At 44.2% G+C, this 17,554-nt stretch carries 13 protein-coding genes; 8 read left to right on the top strand and 5 right to left on the bottom strand.

Going from position 1 to position 17,554, the window contains the following annotated elements:
- Nucleotides 1-39: 39 nt before the first annotated feature.
- Nucleotides 40-966: an agmatinase gene (gene speB, locus HUO09_RS08895; protein ID WP_188233715.1), complete on the bottom strand. Its 927-nt coding sequence runs from the start codon at nt 964-966 to the stop codon at nt 40-42.
- Entirely contained in the window at nt 967-2,877 is a 1,911-nt protein-coding gene (speA, locus tag HUO09_RS08890) for an arginine decarboxylase (protein ID WP_167413594.1), read from the bottom strand.
- A 489-nt stretch (nt 2,878-3,366) separates the two neighbouring features.
- On the opposite strand from speA, the gene proV reads away from it, so the two are divergent.
- The 5 genes from proV to HUO09_RS08865 all read left to right on the top strand — a co-directional run bounded on the left by proV (nt 3,367) and on the right by HUO09_RS08865 (nt 8,877).
- Entirely contained in the window at nt 3,367-4,554 is a 1,188-nt protein-coding gene (gene proV / locus HUO09_RS08885; protein ID WP_188233714.1) for a glycine betaine/L-proline ABC transporter ATP-binding protein ProV, read from the top strand.
- Between the two features lie 2 nt (nt 4,555-4,556).
- Nucleotides 4,557-5,675 carry a glycine betaine/L-proline ABC transporter permease ProW gene (proW, locus tag HUO09_RS08880; RefSeq protein ID WP_188233713.1) on the top strand — a complete coding sequence of 373 codons (1,119 nt, stop codon included), beginning with the start codon at nt 4,557-4,559 and terminating at the stop codon, nt 5,673-5,675.
- Nucleotides 5,672-6,679, top strand: coding sequence for a glycine betaine/L-proline ABC transporter substrate-binding protein ProX (gene proX / locus HUO09_RS08875; protein WP_167413591.1), 1,008 nt, complete (start codon nt 5,672-5,674; stop codon nt 6,677-6,679). Before proW ends, proX begins: the two co-directional genes overlap by 4 nt.
- 98 nt (nt 6,680-6,777) lie before the next feature.
- Nucleotides 6,778-7,260 carry a MarR family winged helix-turn-helix transcriptional regulator gene (locus HUO09_RS08870; RefSeq protein WP_167413590.1) on the top strand — a complete coding sequence of 161 codons (483 nt, stop codon included), beginning with the start codon at nt 6,778-6,780 and terminating at the stop codon, nt 7,258-7,260.
- 267 nt (nt 7,261-7,527) lie between these two features.
- A complete protein-coding gene (locus tag HUO09_RS08865) occupies nt 7,528-8,877 on the top strand; it encodes a magnesium transporter (RefSeq protein WP_188233712.1) in 1,350 nt (449 codons plus the stop codon).
- Between the two features lie 74 nt (nt 8,878-8,951).
- Here the strand turns inward: HUO09_RS08865 and HUO09_RS08860 are convergent, their stop codons facing one another.
- From HUO09_RS08860 to HUO09_RS08850, 3 genes are all read right to left on the bottom strand, one after another.
- A complete protein-coding gene (locus HUO09_RS08860) occupies nt 8,952-10,418 on the bottom strand; it encodes a PepSY-associated TM helix domain-containing protein (RefSeq protein ID WP_373563688.1) in 1,467 nt (488 codons plus the stop codon).
- A gap of 217 nt (nt 10,419-10,635) precedes the next feature.
- The gene (locus tag HUO09_RS08855; RefSeq protein WP_167411707.1) at nt 10,636-11,022 is read right to left on the bottom strand and encodes a cytochrome b562; all 387 of its coding nucleotides are present in this window, start codon (nt 11,020-11,022) and stop codon (nt 10,636-10,638) included.
- Nucleotides 11,023-11,075: 53 nt separating this feature from the next.
- Complete coding sequence (locus HUO09_RS08850) at nt 11,076-11,825, bottom strand: phosphatase (protein ID WP_188233710.1); 750 nt, start codon at nt 11,823-11,825, stop codon at nt 11,076-11,078.
- 275 nt (nt 11,826-12,100) lie between these two features.
- Between HUO09_RS08850 and HUO09_RS08845 the strand changes: the two genes are divergently transcribed.
- The 3 genes from HUO09_RS08845 (at nt 12,101) to pgl (ending at nt 17,547) form a co-directional block, all read left to right on the top strand.
- Complete coding sequence (locus tag HUO09_RS08845; protein WP_188233709.1) at nt 12,101-14,974, top strand: HD domain-containing phosphohydrolase; 2,874 nt, start codon at nt 12,101-12,103, stop codon at nt 14,972-14,974.
- Between the two features lie 357 nt (nt 14,975-15,331).
- The gene (gene zwf, locus HUO09_RS08840) at nt 15,332-16,834 is read left to right on the top strand and encodes a glucose-6-phosphate dehydrogenase (protein WP_167411704.1); all 1,503 of its coding nucleotides are present in this window, start codon (nt 15,332-15,334) and stop codon (nt 16,832-16,834) included.
- Complete coding sequence (pgl, locus tag HUO09_RS08835) at nt 16,831-17,547, top strand: 6-phosphogluconolactonase (RefSeq protein ID WP_167411703.1); 717 nt, start codon at nt 16,831-16,833, stop codon at nt 17,545-17,547. Before zwf ends, pgl begins: the two co-directional genes overlap by 4 nt.
- The last annotated feature ends 7 nt before the right edge of the window (nt 17,548-17,554 follow it).

The following is a 17,554-nucleotide window of genomic DNA, read 5'->3' as shown; positions in this document are numbered from 1 at the left end:
CTCGGCTTTCAATTGACTTTGCACATTGCAGCAAACGGCTTATTCACGCTCAGGGTTTGAAGCCCAAACATAAAGCAGTTCTAACGCAATCGTCGCACCAGCGAGTGACGTTAAATCACTTTGGTCGTATGGCGGAGAAACCTCTACTACGTCCATACCAATAAGGTTTATCCCTTTCAGTGCACGGATAATCTTCAAAATTTTATCTGAAGTTAAGCCGCCACATACAGGTGTACCTGTACCCGGTGCAAATGCAGGATCTAAACAGTCGATATCAAACGTTAGATACACTGGCTTATCGCCAACGATTTCGCGAATTTGCTCAACGATTTCATCCGCAGACATGTCATTTGCTTGCATCGCATTGATGACATTGAATCCGTGTCCTTCCTGCTTATACTCAGTACGAATGCCCACTTGTACTGAGTTACGAGGAGAGATCAAACCCTCTTTCGGCGCATGATAAAACATAGTGCCATGGTCATACGCACTGCCATTTGCATAAGTGTCAGTGTGTGCATCAAAGTGAATCATCGCCATTTCACCGTAGTGTTTAGCGTAAGCACGAAGAAGCGGCAGAGTGATAAAATGGTCACCACCTAATGCCAATACTGTTTTACCAGTCTTTAGAATTTCACTGGTTGCTGCTTCTAAACGGTAAGTGAAGTCTTCTGCGTCACCGCAGTCGAACACCAAATCACCCGCATCCACTAACTTGATACGTTTGAACAGGTTGAAATCCCACGGGAACTTCTTGCCTTCCCACGCTAAGTTAACCGATGCACGTCGAATCGCATCAGGCCCCATACGAGCACCAGGTCGACCTGAAGTCGCCATATCCAAAGGCACGCCTAACACCACAACATCAGCATCCGACTCTAGCGGATCTCTCTGGTACGACTGGCGAAGGAACGTCATTGCATTTGAATACAATGAATAATCCATTTTAGTAAACAAATCATTCACTTAAAAATCCTCCAAATAGGTATAACCATTTAAACCATGCTCTAATTCTGCTAACACATCTTGTTGTTCGTGTTCAGCCACGCGCTGAGACACCAACTGACGGTAGTTAGCTCTAATTGCATCTACGTCGATATGCACGTAACGCATCATATCTTCAACCGTGTCACCTTCGTTAATGAAGGTGATTTCTGATTCGCCTTCGTCTGTGATATTCACAACGGCACTGTGTGTATCACCAAACAGGTTATGCATATCGCCAAGGATCTCTTGGTATGCTCCCACTAGGAAAAAGCCCATCAGATACGAAGTATCTTTTGACCAAGCAGGAACAGGCAACGTTGTTTCAATACCCTGACCTTCCACGTATTGCTCAACTGCACCGTCTGAATCGCAAGTAATATCTAACATCACTGCACGGCGGTCTTCGACGTTCTGCAAATTCGACAGAGGCAACACAGGAAACACCTGATCAATACCCCATGCATCTGGCAACGATTGGAACAGTGAGAAGTTCACAAAGAACTTGTCTGCCAAACGCTCTTGCAAGTGATCCAGAATCGGGCGGTGGAAGCGGTTCTTAGCGCTCATTTTCATGCGTAGTTCATGATAAATGCGTAGCGACAGCTGCTCTACCCACGCACGATGTTGCAGGTTAATTACACCTGTCGAGAACAACATATGTGCTTCATTCAAATCACTTTGCGTATCGTTGTAAATTTCGATCAATGCACGAGCATCGGTGTCATCATTCAACGTTTGCCAGCTGCGCCACATGTTTTGTAGCAATGTTGGGCCATCGGCTTCTGGTTCAACAATCGCTTCTGGCGTGTAACCTTCTGTACCAATTACGTTGGTAATGAGAACTGCATGGTGCGCAGTCACCGAACGGCCTGATTCCGAAATAATGGTCGGCTTTGGTTGGTTATAAAGATTACATACATCACCAACAGTGCTAACGATGTTGCGAGCGTATTCAACCAGACCATAGTTCATTGAGTTTGAAGACTGGCTACGCGTACCATCATAGTCCACAGCCAAACCGCCACCCACGTCAAAGTACTGAATGTCTGCACCCAGCTCACGAAGCTCACAGTAGAAACGAGCCGACTCGTTTACACCATTACGCACGTCACGAATATTCGCCATTTGCGAACCTAAGTGGAAGTGCACAAGCTGCAGTGCATCAAGCTGGTTTTCCGCTTTCAAACGGTCAACAACAGACAAGACCTGTGCCGCAGCCAAGCCGAACTTAGATTTCTCACCACCGCTCGATTGCCATTTACCCGCACCTTGAGAGGCGAGACGGATACGAATACCCAAGCGAGGTTTCACGCCTAAGCTTTTTGCTTCTTTCAGTACTAAATCCAGTTCCGAAAGTTTTTCAAGTACGATAAATACTTTGTGACCGAGCTTCTCGCCGATCAGCGCAAGGCGCATGTACTCACGGTCTTTATAACCGTTACACACGATGACAGAACTTGCTTGTTGCGCCATTGCAAGTACTGCTAATAATTCTGGCTTACTGCCCGCTTCTAAACCGAGTTGTTTTGTTTCTAGCTGAGCTTGGCTCGCCAAAATTTCGTCCACAACTTCACGCTGTTGATTTACTTTAATTGGGTAAACCAACAGGTATTTATTCGGGTAATCGTATTCATCAATCGCCTGATTGAATGCGTCACAAATGTTGTGAACACGTTGATGCAGGATTTGAGGAAAACGAACAAGCACCGGTAAATTCAAACCGCGTGTTTCTAGCTGACTCACAATTGAACTCAATTGCGTTTGATATTGGCCATCTTTCCTTGGTGACACATAGACTTCACCTTGGTTATCTATTCCGAAGAAACCTTGGCTCCAATAATGAACGTTATAATCAGCACGTACGCGATCTAATTTAGATGATTGTTCCACATTTAATCTCACACACTAAGAGAGAATGAAGTGGCTTCGAGCCACACCTGACACCCTAAATGTCACGCGCTTTATCGGACAAAATAGGGGGTGTGTCTAATCATAATAATTTGTCGTTAAGACAAACTTTTATTGTTTCTGTACAACGGGTAAATGTTTTTAATAAAAACGCAAAAATGTTGTTTCAAAAGCCTTCCATTTTTTATGTTTTCAGGTGGAGATTTCTGCCTTAATTATGAGCACAAATCCATTCTAATTTTCCTTCTCTACCGTTTATCTCTCGAAATTTAATTTCCACACAAAACATTCTTACTCAAATTATTTTTCATTTTTTATTCAACAAAATAATTATTAATATTCATATAGTTACAAAATTACCTTCCAAATTTTACGCAACTCAACCTTGTTAAAACCAAAAATAATAGTTAGTGTACTAATAAATATTTTGATATTTCACGTCAAAACCGTACAGCAACAAGGATGAAAAACATGTCTACCATGCTGGAGGTCAGAAACCTCTATAAAGTATTTGGCGAAACACCGAGTGAAGCTTTCCCCCTGATAAAGAAAGGGTTAACTAAAGATCAAATTTTTGAACAAACGGGGTTAACCGTGGGTGTCAAAGATGTCTCTCTCAGTGTTAACGAAGGCGAAATCTTCGTCATAATGGGCTTATCGGGCTCTGGGAAATCAACATTAGTCCGATTACTTAACCGTTTAATTGAACCGACAAAGGGTAACGTCCTGATTAAAGGTAAGGATATAGCCCACGTCTCAGAGCAAGAGCTGAGATTAGTTCGTCGTCAAAACATCTCTATGGTTTTTCAAAACTTCGCATTAATGCCTCATATGACTGTGTTGGAAAACGCGGCTTTTGGACTTGAACTTGCCAGTGTTGATGAAGCAACCAGACATAAGAATGCAAAAAATGCATTAGAACGCGTTGGGCTTGATGCCTATTGCGAGTCTTTCCCTGATGAATTATCCGGCGGTATGAAACAGCGCGTGGGTCTTGCCCGAGCACTGACCAATGACCCTGACATACTCTTAATGGACGAAGCCTTCTCGGCACTTGACCCATTGATACGAGCTGAAATGCAGGATGAGCTGATTCGTCTGCAAAACGATGACAAACGAACCATCGTTTTTATCTCCCATGATTTAGACGAAGCCATGCGTATCGGTGATCGTATTGCCATTATGCAAGACGGCGTGGTGGTGCAGGTAGGAACACCCGACGAAATTCTGCATAACCCTGCCAATGATTATGTTAGTTCGTTTTTCCGTGGTGTAAATGTCGCTTCGGTATTCAGTGCCAAAGACATAGCACGTAAAAAACCCGCAGCAGTGTTTAAAAAACACGATAACGACGGACCGGCGGCCGCACTGCAACTGCTCATGGATCACGATCGAGACTTTGGCATCGTGGTTGATAGAACCAACAAATTCAGCGGCATTGTTTCCATTCACAGTTTGAATGAAGCGAAGAAAGAACAACGTTCGCTCAGCAGTGCCCTGCTTTCTGACACCATCACCATTCATCCTGACGTTTCCGTCGGCGAACTCATCAGTCAAGTGGCAGAAGTACCTTATGCGGTACCGGTCGTCGACGAACAAGGACAGTATTTTGGTGTCATTACCAAATCTCGCTTACTTCAAACTTTAGACAGGGAATAAACATGGCTACAGAAAACGTTTCTAGCGCTCCGGAAACAGCCGACCCGTGGGGAGCGGCGACACAATCAGCAACCGATGCTGCAAGCAGTGACCCTTGGTCAACGGCTACAAATGCAACCACTGCGGGCAATGATTGGCTTAATGCTGCGCAGACACAACCCGATTCATTTGACTGGATGCACCCATTTAAAGACGCCATTATTCCCTTTGACCACTGGGTTGAAACCGCGCTTAACTGGCTTGTCACACATGGACGCCCATTATTTCAAGCAATTAGAGTACCCATTGACTTTATTCTAAGTTCATTCGAAGGTGCCCTCGTTTCTACTCCAGCGCCTATCATGCTGCTCATTCTGTTCCTATTGGCATGGCAGTTTGCGGGACCTCGTTTAGGCATTAGCTCCTTCTTCTCTCTGCTGGTGATCGGTTTTATCGGTGCATGGGATGAGGCTATGGTCACGCTGGCCTTGGTAATGACATCCGTCTTTTTCTGTCTGTTGATAGGATTACCAATGGGGATCTGGCTTGCCCGGAGTAATACCGCCGCGAAAATCGTACGGCCAATTCTGGACGCAATGCAAACCACCCCAGCATTCGTCTATCTAGTTCCGATTGTAATGTTATTTGGTATCGGTAACGTGCCCGGCGTCGTTGTGACAATTATCTTCGCCCTGCCGCCGATTGTGCGCTTAACCATATTGGGTATTCAGCAAGTGCCCGAAGAGCTGATAGAAGCAGGACACGCATTTGGTGCAAGCCCTAAACAGATGCTTTATCGCATCCAATTACCATTAGCAATGCCAACGATTATGGCAGGTATTAATCAGACTCTGATGCTGTCGCTTTCTATGGTGGTAATTGCCTCTATGATTGCCGTCGGCGGACTAGGACAAATGGTGCTACGCGGTATCGGGCGCTTAGATATGGGACTGGCGGCAGTTGGTGGTTTAGGCATTGTCATACTCGCCATTCTACTCGACCGAATTACGCAAAAAGTGGGCAGCGAGAGCAACGATACAAAAACTCGCTGGTATCAAAAAGGCCCTGCGTCTTTTGTATACCGTATCAAACGGAAACTCACACATACCGAAGGAAACAAAAAACTAGGAGAACAGAAATGAAATTAACATGGAAGACTTTGTTAACCAGCAGTATTGCAATGAGTTCAATTATGAGCGCATCCGCATATTCAGCGTCTTTACCCGGTGAAGGTATATCAGTCCAGCCAGTACAGTCGACAGTAGCGGAAGAAACGTTCCAAACTTTAATCGTTAACAAAGCCATGGAAGCGCTTGGATACGATGTGAAGCCCACCAAAGAAGTGGACTACAACGTTGGTTATACGTCTATAGCGGAAGGCGACGCTACTTACTTAGCCGTTAACTGGGCACCACTACATGATGACAAATTTAAAGCTTCTGGCGGTTACGACAAGTTCTATCGTAAAGGTGAGTATATTTCTGGTGCCGCTCAAGGTTACTTGATTGACAAGAAAACCGCTGAAAAATACAACATCACCAATATTGAACAGTTGAAAGATCCAAAAATCGCCAAGCTGTTTGATGCCAACGATGATGGGAAAGCTGACCTAACAGGCTGTAACCCAGGCTGGGGTTGTGAAAGTGTTATTGAGCATCAAATCGATGCATTCGGTCTTAGAGATACTATCACGCATAACCAAGGTAACTACGCCGCGATCATCGCTGATACCATCTCTCGCTACAAAAAAGGCGATTCCATTTTGTATTACACCTGGACTCCATACTGGGTAAGTGGCGTATTGGTTCCCGGTAAAGATGTGGTATGGCTAGAAGTACCTTTCTCTTCACTGCCGGGCGATCGTTCAAACGTGGATACCGCTTTACCAAATGGCAAAAACTATGGCTTCGAAATGAACTCAATGAAGATCGTAGCGAACAAGAAATTTGCTGAACAAAACCCAGCAGCAGCGAAATTGTTTGAAATCATGAAGCTGAACATCAACGATGTTAGTGCTGAAAACATGATGATGAGCCAAGGCCACAACTCTGGGAAAGACATTGAAGCGCATGCGAATGGATGGATCAAAGCGAACCAGAAAACGTTCGATTCATGGATTGAGACTGCCAAAAAAGCCGCTATGTAACGAAACACTTTGTAAATAGAGTTAACTGATTCTATTCGTCTGTGGGGCTGCTGTCTTCCAGTAGCCCCCTTTTCAAAAACACGTATTAGGAGCTTTACTTGAGTACTCACGATGAAGTGTTGATTTCGATAAGGCAAATTGTTCGCGCAATAGATCTGCACTCAAAGCAACTGAACAAGAACTTTGGCTTAACCAGTCCTCAATTATTACTCATGCGGACTATTCAATCATCGCCCAAAATGACGCTGCGCCAACTCTCTATCAACAGCAATATGAGCCAAGCCACAGCAACCAGCATTCTTGATCGCCTCGAAAAACGTGGTTTTATCAAGAGAGAACGCGATACAAAAGACAAACGAAAAGTGCATGCGGTTATCACAACCGAAGGTGAGAATGTTTTAGAACAAGCTCCGCAACTGCTACAAGATAACTTCATTGAACAGTTTCAAGCACTGGATCAATGGGAGCAAACGCAGATTCTTTCCTCTCTCCAGCGAGTTTCTCGTATGATGAATACCTCCGACATTTCGCCTGAGGATCTGGTACTTACCATTGATCAGGAAACTATCCCTTTCCCGTAGCATCGTTAAAATTGGCAATTTCTTGTTAGTTTTTGTTATACACATACCTTTACGTCCATTTTTTAACCACTTACATAAAAATATATACCGAACGCCTTTCGAAAATAGCCATGCTTTTAAAAAGAATATGGTAAGTTAACCACGCTGGGAACAACGCGGGATATTTGTTCATACCTATAATACAAAAGCCCGTTCTAACAACACGTTGCCAATATTACCCCTGCATTAATACTATAATTTACAACCTTGGCTAATCGGAGTTACACGTTGAGCGAATATCAAGACTTAGCACAACATATTGAGATGCTGGCAAAAGCAGATGATGACCAACAGCAAGTTAGCCTTCTAAACGAACTGATTGAAAACGTTCTGGATTCTGGCTCCATCGCGCTTATTCTCGAAGCATTCCCCGTTGAACAGCGTGTTCGAATGTGGCGTAGTCTGCCACTGGAAATGCACATTGATGTGTTAACAGAGATGCGTGCGGATGTACGTGTTTCCGTTATTAAAAGCCTTTCTGAGACAGAGCTGAAACTGACTCTCGCCAAGCTGGACAACTTATCCCTTATCGAATGGGAAGATTCACTTCCTGACGATATCGTTACCGAAGCTCTGCGTTTAATCAGCCGTGATGAACTTGAACTCTATGACCAAGCAAACGAATTTGGCGATGATGAAATTGGTCACTGGGCAGACAGAAAAGTCTATACCCTTCCGTTCAGCATCACCGTGGCTCGTGCAAAAATGCTGTTGGATAAATACCACTATGAATCGCCTCAGTATATTTTTCTGATCAACAAAAAGAAGAAATTCATTGGTATCGTCACCTACACCGACATTCTTCTTGCGGATAGCTCGGAACGAATCAAATCCCTCGTGCTTGAAGACACCTCAATTATCAATGCGCATTTAACGCTTGCCGAAGGTGTAGAAACTTTGGAACACGCGACACAATCACTTGTGCCGGTCGTCAACGATGACGGTACCTTAGTCGGTATTATCGACTGGCAGTTTGCACTGGGAACTCAGCGTGAGATATACGAAGCCCGTTTGATGGCGGGTACGGGTATGGACGAAGGTGATGACCTTTTTGCGCCTATTCTACGCAGTTCGAAACGACGTGGCGTTTGGCTAGGTATTAACTTAATCACCGCAATTTTTGCGTCGATCACGATTGGTATGTTTGAAGATGTTATCTCTGAAGTGGTAGCACTAGCCGTATTGATGCCGATTGTCGCATCTATGGGCGGTATTGCAGGGAGTCAGACCCTCACACTGATGGTTCGTGCTATGGCGCTCAATCAGATCACCATCGGTAACCGACTTGCCTTATTGAAAAACGAACTTGGCATAGGTTCAATTAACGGTTTACTTTGGGCGTTAATCATCGGTGGCATGGCGGCACTCTGGTTTCAATCACCACTGATTGGCGGCACCATTGCACTTGCGATTGTCGTTAACATCATCACTGCTGCGCTGTTTGGTGTCATTATTCCGATCATTCTCGACAAGTTTGAATTAGATCCTGCACTGGCAGGCTCAGTGATACTAACCACAGTAACCGACGTGGTTGGTTTCTTTGCCTTCTTAGGTACCGCAAGTCTTGTGATGTTGTAGTTGAATAAGTGATTAGATGTGAAAAAGGTCAGAACACTCTGACCTTTTTTATTGACTCATTTTCAGCTAGCCACTTAACGCAAAGCTAAACGCAGTTTTTCTACCCTGCTAAACAACAGCCAATCCAAAATCAAAGTTGTAACAATGGTCAAGCCACCCAAAGGAAACAAAACGGCTAACAGTATCAGCGTCACCAAGCCTGTCTTCCAAATACCTGAACTTGCAAAACGCGGAGGAACACCCAACGCCGCTCTACCTGAAGGTCGGCGAATCCACCACATCACAACACCTGTTACGGCTATTGCTATAAAGGCGATACAAAAAAACACGTTCAAACCTTTATTTAAAGTACTTAGATCGCCTTGATGCAATGAGACACCTGCCGCCATCGCTTTGGCATACAAGTTATAGTCTGCCCAAGTGACATCCACCAGCAACTTACCTGTGTATTGATCGAAGTGAGAAGTACGATCGTTGCGTGGGTCGGTAATATCACCAGCCATCGTATTCGCAGCTACTGTGTATACCCCTTTCTCTCCTTTCGGGAAATAAATGCGGTATTGAGTAAAACCTAACTCCTTTGCCTTAGTAACTATCTTGTCCACACTGATAGCACCATGAGACATTTCTGGCATTTCCATATCCATCGCAGAATGGTCATGTGCAGCTTTGGATTCTGGCATTGGTGCAAGCTCCAAATTCCATGGCATCTCCTCTTCATTACCATGGTTAAGACTGGCATGGGTCAATGTCGACTCCGGTTTTTCACCCCACGTATAGTAAGTTGGGAACGTATTCCAAGCCTGAACCAGAGATTTACCCCAAATGCCCGTCCATGAAAGCCCAGAAATCAGGAAAAATAGCAGTACAATCGACAACACACCACCAAGGTTCGCGTGCAAGTCGCGCATAAACACTCTCGTCCCTTGAGTCACTCTTAATTTGAGAAACCCTGCTTTTGATGCATTGTCACGAGGCCACCACAAATACAAGCCTGTAACGAGCAGAAGTACTCCTAAACTTGCCGCAATTTCAATTAAGTAATCACCTAAGTCGCCTATCAACAAAGTGGCATGGATTCCGTTAGCCAACGAATACCAGCTTTCGCTTCTATCTATGGTGCCAAGTACTTGCCCTGAATAGGGATCTACAGTAGCGAAAAGGTTAGTTCCTTCTGGTGAGCGAATGGAAACCTTATTTGCGATGTTTTCTGTTGGTGCCGGAATAAATTGGGTGACGGCATAATCTGGAAAACGTTGCTGAACAGCGTCGATTTGAGCGGATACTGCGAGTTGTTGAGACTGCGGAGTGACCACTAAAAGATCGTGGTAGCGCACTTGTTCAATTTCATCATCGAACAACATGACTAAGCCGGTCAGAGACAAAATCAGGATAAACGGAATAACAAACAGACCTGCATAGAAATGCCAGCGCCAAGTGAGAAAATAGAGCGATTTAGCACGCGAAGTCGCGGCAACCTGAGAATTTGTTGAACCTCTCAAAGTAAACTTTCCTTTTTGTGTAACGCACCCAGATAAGATGCCTGAAGAGTGACTTTTTAATGATTATTAGAAGTATTCTTTTATGGGCGCGTACTATACCAGCCATAGGCTTAAATAGCATCGATAATAGATATCATTTACAACACAGTTTCTTGTATCAAGCCTTCAACAGCGTTTCTCTAAAAGAAAAAAGGTAGCCATTCGGCTACCTTTGATATTGACGTCCAACGCTGTGGAACATTATTGTTTTTGGCTATTAGCCAAACAAACGCTTCCAAATGCTTGGGTTACGTTTATCGTGGTATTCTTCGCGAAGCGAATCAATTTGTTTTAACGACTCTTTTGCCGCCTCAAACTGTCCCGCTTGGAGTTCAGTTTCAATCTTCTCTAGAGTAACCGTCAGCTTGTTGAAGCCTTCAAGATAGATGTCTTTTTTCTCCGGCGGATAGTCACCCTGCTTAGCTTGTTCTATCAGTTGATTTAAATCGATAATCGGTTGCTGCATTTCTTCAATAGTCTGAGCCTGCGCAGCTTGCTTGAATGTTTGTTTCATCTGCTTCATTGTCGCCTTAAGGTCAAAGTCAGCAGCAAACAGTTGAGTTGAGAGCAACAGCCCTAGGCCAATCGTTAGTAGTTTTTTCATTTACTTTCTCTTCCGTGTTCGTCTTACTTTTTAGTAAGCCAGAATCATTATTGTTATTTATACCAGTCCGCAAACTCTTCAATTGGCTCTCTACCGCGTAGTGCCAAAAAGTTTAAGAACTGCTGTGCACTATGAGTAATTACTTGCTTAGAATCAACACCAACATTGTTAAGAAGTTGTTCCGCTTTCGTCAGTACACCGACATCTTGGCAAAAATGGGCATCACTACCCGTGGTTATCCAAGCGCCCAGACGTTTTGCGACTTCTGCAATTTGGTAGCAACGCTCAACACTGCCGACTCGACTGTGCCCTTTCAAAGTGCTGTTATTGATTTCGATAGCGACGTTGTGTTCAACGGCACTCGCAATCACTGTTTCAAAATCAAAATCATAGTTTGGATTGCCTAAGTGGCCTAAAGCGTCAACACGTCCACCTTTGATAACGTTGAGCAATGCTTGAGTATGCTCTTCTTTGCTAGACGGTTTAAACACCGCTTCATGAAAGCTGGCTATCACCCAATCCAGCTTTTCATCCAGCGTAGGATGAATATCCACTTCACCTTCAACGTTCATAATGTTGGATTCAATACCGCGAATAATCGCCACGCCCTCAAGGAAACGCGGAACCACACGTTGGTTGGCAAAGAACCAATAATGCGGTGCGCCAGGCATAGTTTCAGCGTGATCAGTCATACAAAACATAGTGAGATTGTTCTGCTTTGCCTGTTTGGCATTTTCAATCAGGGTACTGTAAGCATGACCGCTAGCGTAAGTGTGGGTATGGGTATCTACTTCGAGTTTCATTTTTCTTTCCTTACATCACGATATACGCAGTGTATCAGCCCCTCTATGAACTACAACCGTACAGCATAAGTAAAACTAGATGAATATCGGTTCAAATCTGATTCAAAGCCCGATAAATACTCATTCCAGCCCATACTGACAGGTAGTGATTACAAACAAAATGATTAATAAGTTAATGATTTTGTGAAATTTTCAACAACTATTTTACTGATAATTTTTTGCAACTTTTCTAAGTTCGACAATACTTATACAACCATTTGTTGAAGGGATTCTGCATGAAGCGCCGCTACTCACTCAGTATTCACATTAGTACTCTTTTTTTCATATTAACGGCTATCGTAGGAGCAGTGCTTATTAGTATCAGCTCTCACCATGCAAAACAGTTACTAAGTGGTAGCGCTCAAGAGTTGAGCCAGGAAAACAGCCGCAAACTAGAAACGACTTTCCAAAAAAGCATCGCACCTATTTTGTCCACCTTGGACTTTATGGCTTACAGCAGTTTTATCGATGATAACGAAGCACCCTCAGAACGGGCTCGCTGGCTTTCCTCAATGCGCTTATTGTTCGAACGTCAAACGAGCTTAGTCGCCCTCTACTTCGCGAATGAAGAGGGCGATTTCACCATTGTCCGTCCGTTATTTGACAGCCAATCCAGACAACGGGTTAACGCGCCGGACACCGCTCGTTTGTTTATTAACTACACCAAAATGGATGGAACCAACGACTACATTTTCTTTGACCAAGACCTCATTCTGGTGGGCCATGTTGCTCAACAAGCCAGTCAGTTCGATCCGCGAACACGCCCTTGGTACACCTCTGCCGAACAGGATGACGTTATTCGTTTAACCGAACCTTATGTATTCTACCTATTTCAGACACCTGGCGTCACACTGTCACGTCGCTCTGCGGATGGCAGCAAGGTGGTGGGTGCAGACTTTACGCTCGACTCGCTTTCACAAGAACTCTCAAATATCGGTTATTCACAAAACGCTAAACTTGCACTTTTTGACCACCAGTTCCGAGTCTTAGCTCAGCACAATACATCCTTAAGCCTGACTGATGATGAGGACTCAACTCAGAAAAAGTTAAATAGCAGTATCTTTGCTCCCGTCGCCAATCGAATCAGCAGTTCAACCTTGTACGAAACTATTGAGCTAGAGGGAAAATCCTGGTCTGTTACTCTGACGCCTGTCGCTTTAAGTCCGAGTATTCATTTACTCCTTGCCGATGCCACACCACAGGATGATCTGATTGCCAGCTTACTCTCAATGCGAACCAAGCAGGTACAAGCGGCAATAGCCTTGATGGTGGTCTGTTTTGCAGCGGTATGGATTATTTCAGCTCGCCTTGCTAAACCTTTAGTGAACTTAATGGAGCTCACTGACAATATCACTCGCTTTGAGTTTAAGAAGACTCGCTATCCAAAAAGTATGATTAAAGAGGTGGCAAACCTCACTAAATCAATAGAGCTGATGGAACACACGTTACATGATTTGCTGCGGCTTCTTAGAGATACTGCATCGAATCAGGATTTTGGTGTGTTAGCAAAAACCATCACCCATCAAAGTTATCTTGTTACTCGCGCGGAGACTATCCAGCTGTATACCTATGCGCCAGAAGAAGCCGTTTTCACCAATGTCGCCGACCATGCGATTATTCCATTTAAAATCGACTTAAATTCACTTGTCTGCAACACCCCTTGGTTAATGGCGGAGCTGACTAAAGGTGAAACCGTTCACTTAACACGAAACGACAATATCTTGAGAATGCATCAAGACCAGATATACAACTCTGATATTTATTTCTTCCCGCTGCTTAACCGACAAAAACAATTAGTGGGTTTACTCAATTTGGGATACGAACGGGCCATAACACCAGAGCAGTATGACAAACACGCGTTCCTACGAGAGTTACTAAGCTTTGCTGAAATTGCTAAAGACAACATTGACAAGATTCAACAACAAAAAGACATGTTGAATGCGTTCGTTACGCTTATCGCATCGGCCATAGATACCAAATCGCCGTATACAGGCGGACACTGTCAACGTGTGCCAGAGCTGACTAAAATACTGGCGGAGGTTGCCGATAAAGATACCCACTACTATCGCAATTTCTCCATGAGCAAACCACAGTGGGAAGAGTTAAACCTAGCAGCTTGGCTACACGACTGCGGTAAAGTGACCACACCAGAATATGTAGTAGATAAAGCGACAAAACTCGAAACCATCTATGATCGAATACATGAAGTTCGTATGCGTTTTGAATTGCTCAAAACACAAGCAGAAGTCGACTACTGGCAAGGCGTAGCCCAAGGAGGCGATGCAAGCCAGCTTAAAGCCACTCTTGAGCAAACTCACCATTCACTAGATGCTGATTTTGCTTTTGTTGCCAAGTGCAATATCGGCGGTGAATATATGTCAGACGAAGATGTTGCCCGTTTAGAGTCTATTGCACAGAGACAGTGGAAACGTACCCTTGATGACCAGTTGGGTATTTCTTGGATTGAGGCACAACGAGCTGGTGAAAAACAACCATTGCCAGTAATGGAAAACCTCATCGCCGACAAGCAAGTCCACCAAGTGAGATGGCAAGCGAACAACAACCCTAAAGACACATGGCAAGAACCTTTTGTTCTTCAACCGGGAGAGTATCAATATAACAGAGGTGAGTTATATAACCTTTCAATTCGCGGTGGTACTTTAAGCAACGAAGAACGCTTCATGATCAATGACCACATCGTGCAAACCATTACCATGTTGCAGCGTTTACCCTACCCTGAACACCTTAAAAATGTTCCTAACATTGCCGGTGGTCACCACGAACGTATGGATGGAAAAGGCTACCCAAGAGGCTTACAAGAGGAAGAACTCTCTGTTCAGGCAAGGATCATGGCTATTGCCGATGTCTTTGAGGCCTTAACCTCCAATGACAGACCATACAAGCAAGCCAAAACTATTGATGAGTCGATATCAATAATGACCAAAATGGCGACTTCAGGACATATTGATCCAAAACTTTATCTGCTCTTCCTCGAACAAGACGTGTACCAGAAATACGCTGACATGTTCTTGGAGAAATTCCAGCACAGTGACATAGACAAAGAAGAACACATTAAAACGGTGAAAGCGTATATGAAACAACAATTCTAATCCGGTTAATAGAGTCACAAATTTGGGCTCTATGACTGCCTGAAAATGAATTTATGGTTACAAATCGAACAAAAGATAATCGATTGCGCTAACAATAGTTGATGTGTGTCAAATTGTCGTAGACAATACCGACCTCGCGTTGGTTTGAATGTCACCTCTTGATACCAAATCAACCATGTCCCGATGTCCAATGTAAAATAATGACATTGAGTACAAAGGGCGTTTCGGTTTTTCTAATTACAGAAATAGACAAAACCAATTACTTATTTGTGCATTGCGCTGCTAGGGTAAGCCATTGCTAAATATACCCAAAACTCCATTGGTTTTTGGGCACACCTAGTTTCTAAGGGAAAGAAGATGTTAATACCTGAAAACAGCAGCATCGTGATATTTGGTGCTTCGGGCGATTTAACCTACCGCAAGTTGATTCCTGCTTTATACCACCTATACGCAAGCAACCAACTGCCAAAATCCTTTGCAATCTTAGGCGTAAGTCGTACTGAATACAGTGACGACTCCTACCGAGAAAAATTGAAACGCTCGCTTCAAGAATTAGAGAAAACCGAACCTGAGATTCTTGATGCCTTTTGTGAATACATTCACTATCAAGCCATCAATACATCGGATGTCGAAGATTATGTAAAACTGAAAGACCGTTTAGACTCTCTTTCAGATGATTACGCATTTGAACAACGTAATACCCTGTTCTACCTTGCTACTCCTCCTAGCCTTTACGGCGTGATCCCTTCTTGCCTTGCAGCTCATGGTCTTAACGATGAAAAAGACGGTTGGAAACGCCTGATCATCGAAAAACCATTCGGCTACGATTTAAAATCAGCGCAAGAACTGGATATTGAAATTCACCATCACTTCAAAGAACACCAAATCTATCGTATCGACCACTATCTAGGTAAAGAAACTGTTCAAAACCTATTAGTGTTCCGCTTTGCTAACGGTATGTTTGAACCACTTTGGAACCGTAATTTCATTGATTACGTTGAAATCACTGGTGCTGAATTCCTAGGTGTAGAAGAGCGCGGCGGTTATTACGATGGTTCTGGTGCAGTACGTGACATGTTCCAAAACCACTTGCTACAAGTGTTGGCGATGATCGGTATGGAACCACCAGCGGCAATCAACGCAGACTCTATTCGTAACGAAGTGAACAAAGTTCTGCAAAGCCTTCAGCCACTGTCTGAAGATGACTTACGCAACAATTTGGTACTTGGTCAATACACAGAATCTGAAGTGCGCGGTAAGTTCCTACCGGGCTACCGTAACGAGCCGGGTGTTGCAGAAGATTCGCGTACAGAAACGTATGTTGCGCTAAAAATGTTTATCAACAACTGGCGCTGGAATGGCATACCTTTCTACGTGCGCAGTGGTAAACGTCTGCCGACTCGCGTGACTGAAGTGGTAATTCACTTTAAACGCACTCCTCACCCTGTATTTGGTAAAAATGCGCCTGAGAACAAACTGATCATCCGCATTCAACCAGATGAAGGCATCCTGATGAGCTTCGGCCTGAAAGAGCCGGGCGCAGGCTTCAAAGCGAAAGAAGTTTCAATGAACTTCCATTACACATCGTTAGAAGAAACGAAGATGCTGACTGCCTACGAGCGCCTACTGCTCGACGCACTGAACGGTGACGCAACGCTATTTGCTCGTACAGATGCGGTAGAAGCCTGTTGGAAATTCGTTCAGCCAATTCTGGACTTCAAACAAGACCCACAATCTCTATATGGTTATGCGTGCGGTACTTGGGGACCAAAAGAGTCTGATGACCTTCTAAATAATGATGGAAGAGCATGGCGTTTCCCATGCAAAAACCTTACTGACACGGATTACTGCGAACTATGATCAATTCAAAGATTTTTCAGACCGCTGAGCAGGTTGTTGAATCGTTAGCGAATGAAATGCAACGTTACAGTGAACAAGGCACACCTGTGCACATTTCACTGTCTGGCGGCAGCACACCTAAAATGCTGTTTAAGCTGTTGGCAAGTGCTTCTTATGCCGATGCGATTCAATGGCAAAACCTACACTTCTGGTGGGGTGACGAGCGTTGTGTTGCACCTGATGATGCAGAGAGCAACTACGGTGAAGCGAATGCACTGCTATTTAGCCAAGTGAAGCTACCAGCAGAGAACATCCACCGCATTCGTGGTGAAGATGATCCACAAACAGAAGCAGAACGTTTCGCAAAAGAGATGGCTGATGTGATCCCATGTGAAAACGGCACACCTGTTTTCGATTGGATCCTGCTCGGTGTTGGCGCTGATGGCCATACTGCATCACTGTTCCCTAACGTGACCAACTATGCAGACGAAAATCTGTCAGTTGTCGCGACGCATCCAGAGTCTGGTCAACTTCGCGTATCAAAAACAGCGAAAGTTCTGGAAGCCGCAAAACGTATTAGTTACCTCGTTCTTGGTGCAGGTAAAACCGAGATCGTCAATGAAATTCACACTACTCCAGCCGCTGACCTGCCTTATCCAGCAGCTAAAATTCAGTCAAAGACTGGCGAAACAGAGTGGTATTTAGATTTAGACGCAGCAGCAAAGATTGCGTGAAGGAGAG

Origin of the sequence: Vibrio sp. Y2-5 (assembly GCF_014596725.1) — a bacterium.
Taxonomy (GTDB): Bacteria; Pseudomonadota; Gammaproteobacteria; order Enterobacterales; family Vibrionaceae; genus Vibrio.
Note: the sequence above shows the minus strand (reverse complement) of the source record. Positions and strands in the feature narration are given on the sequence as shown.

Coding starts and splice junctions, on each gene's coding strand:
- proX (WP_167413591.1), top strand. CDS start 5,672: ATGAAATTAACATGGAAGACTTTGTTAACCAGCAGTATTGCAATGAGT.
- proW (WP_188233713.1), top strand. CDS start 4,557: ATGGCTACAGAAAACGTTTCTAGCGCTCCGGAAACAGCCGACCCGTGG.
- HUO09_RS08850 (WP_188233710.1), bottom strand. CDS start 11,825: ATGAAACTCGAAGTAGATACCCATACCCACACTTACGCTAGCGGTCAT.
- proV (WP_188233714.1), top strand. CDS start 3,367: ATGTCTACCATGCTGGAGGTCAGAAACCTCTATAAAGTATTTGGCGAA.
- zwf (WP_167411704.1), top strand. CDS start 15,332: ATGTTAATACCTGAAAACAGCAGCATCGTGATATTTGGTGCTTCGGGC.
- HUO09_RS08855 (WP_167411707.1), bottom strand. CDS start 11,022: ATGAAAAAACTACTAACGATTGGCCTAGGGCTGTTGCTCTCAACTCAA.
- pgl (WP_167411703.1), top strand. CDS start 16,831: ATGATCAATTCAAAGATTTTTCAGACCGCTGAGCAGGTTGTTGAATCG.
- HUO09_RS08845 (WP_188233709.1), top strand. CDS start 12,101: ATGAAGCGCCGCTACTCACTCAGTATTCACATTAGTACTCTTTTTTTC.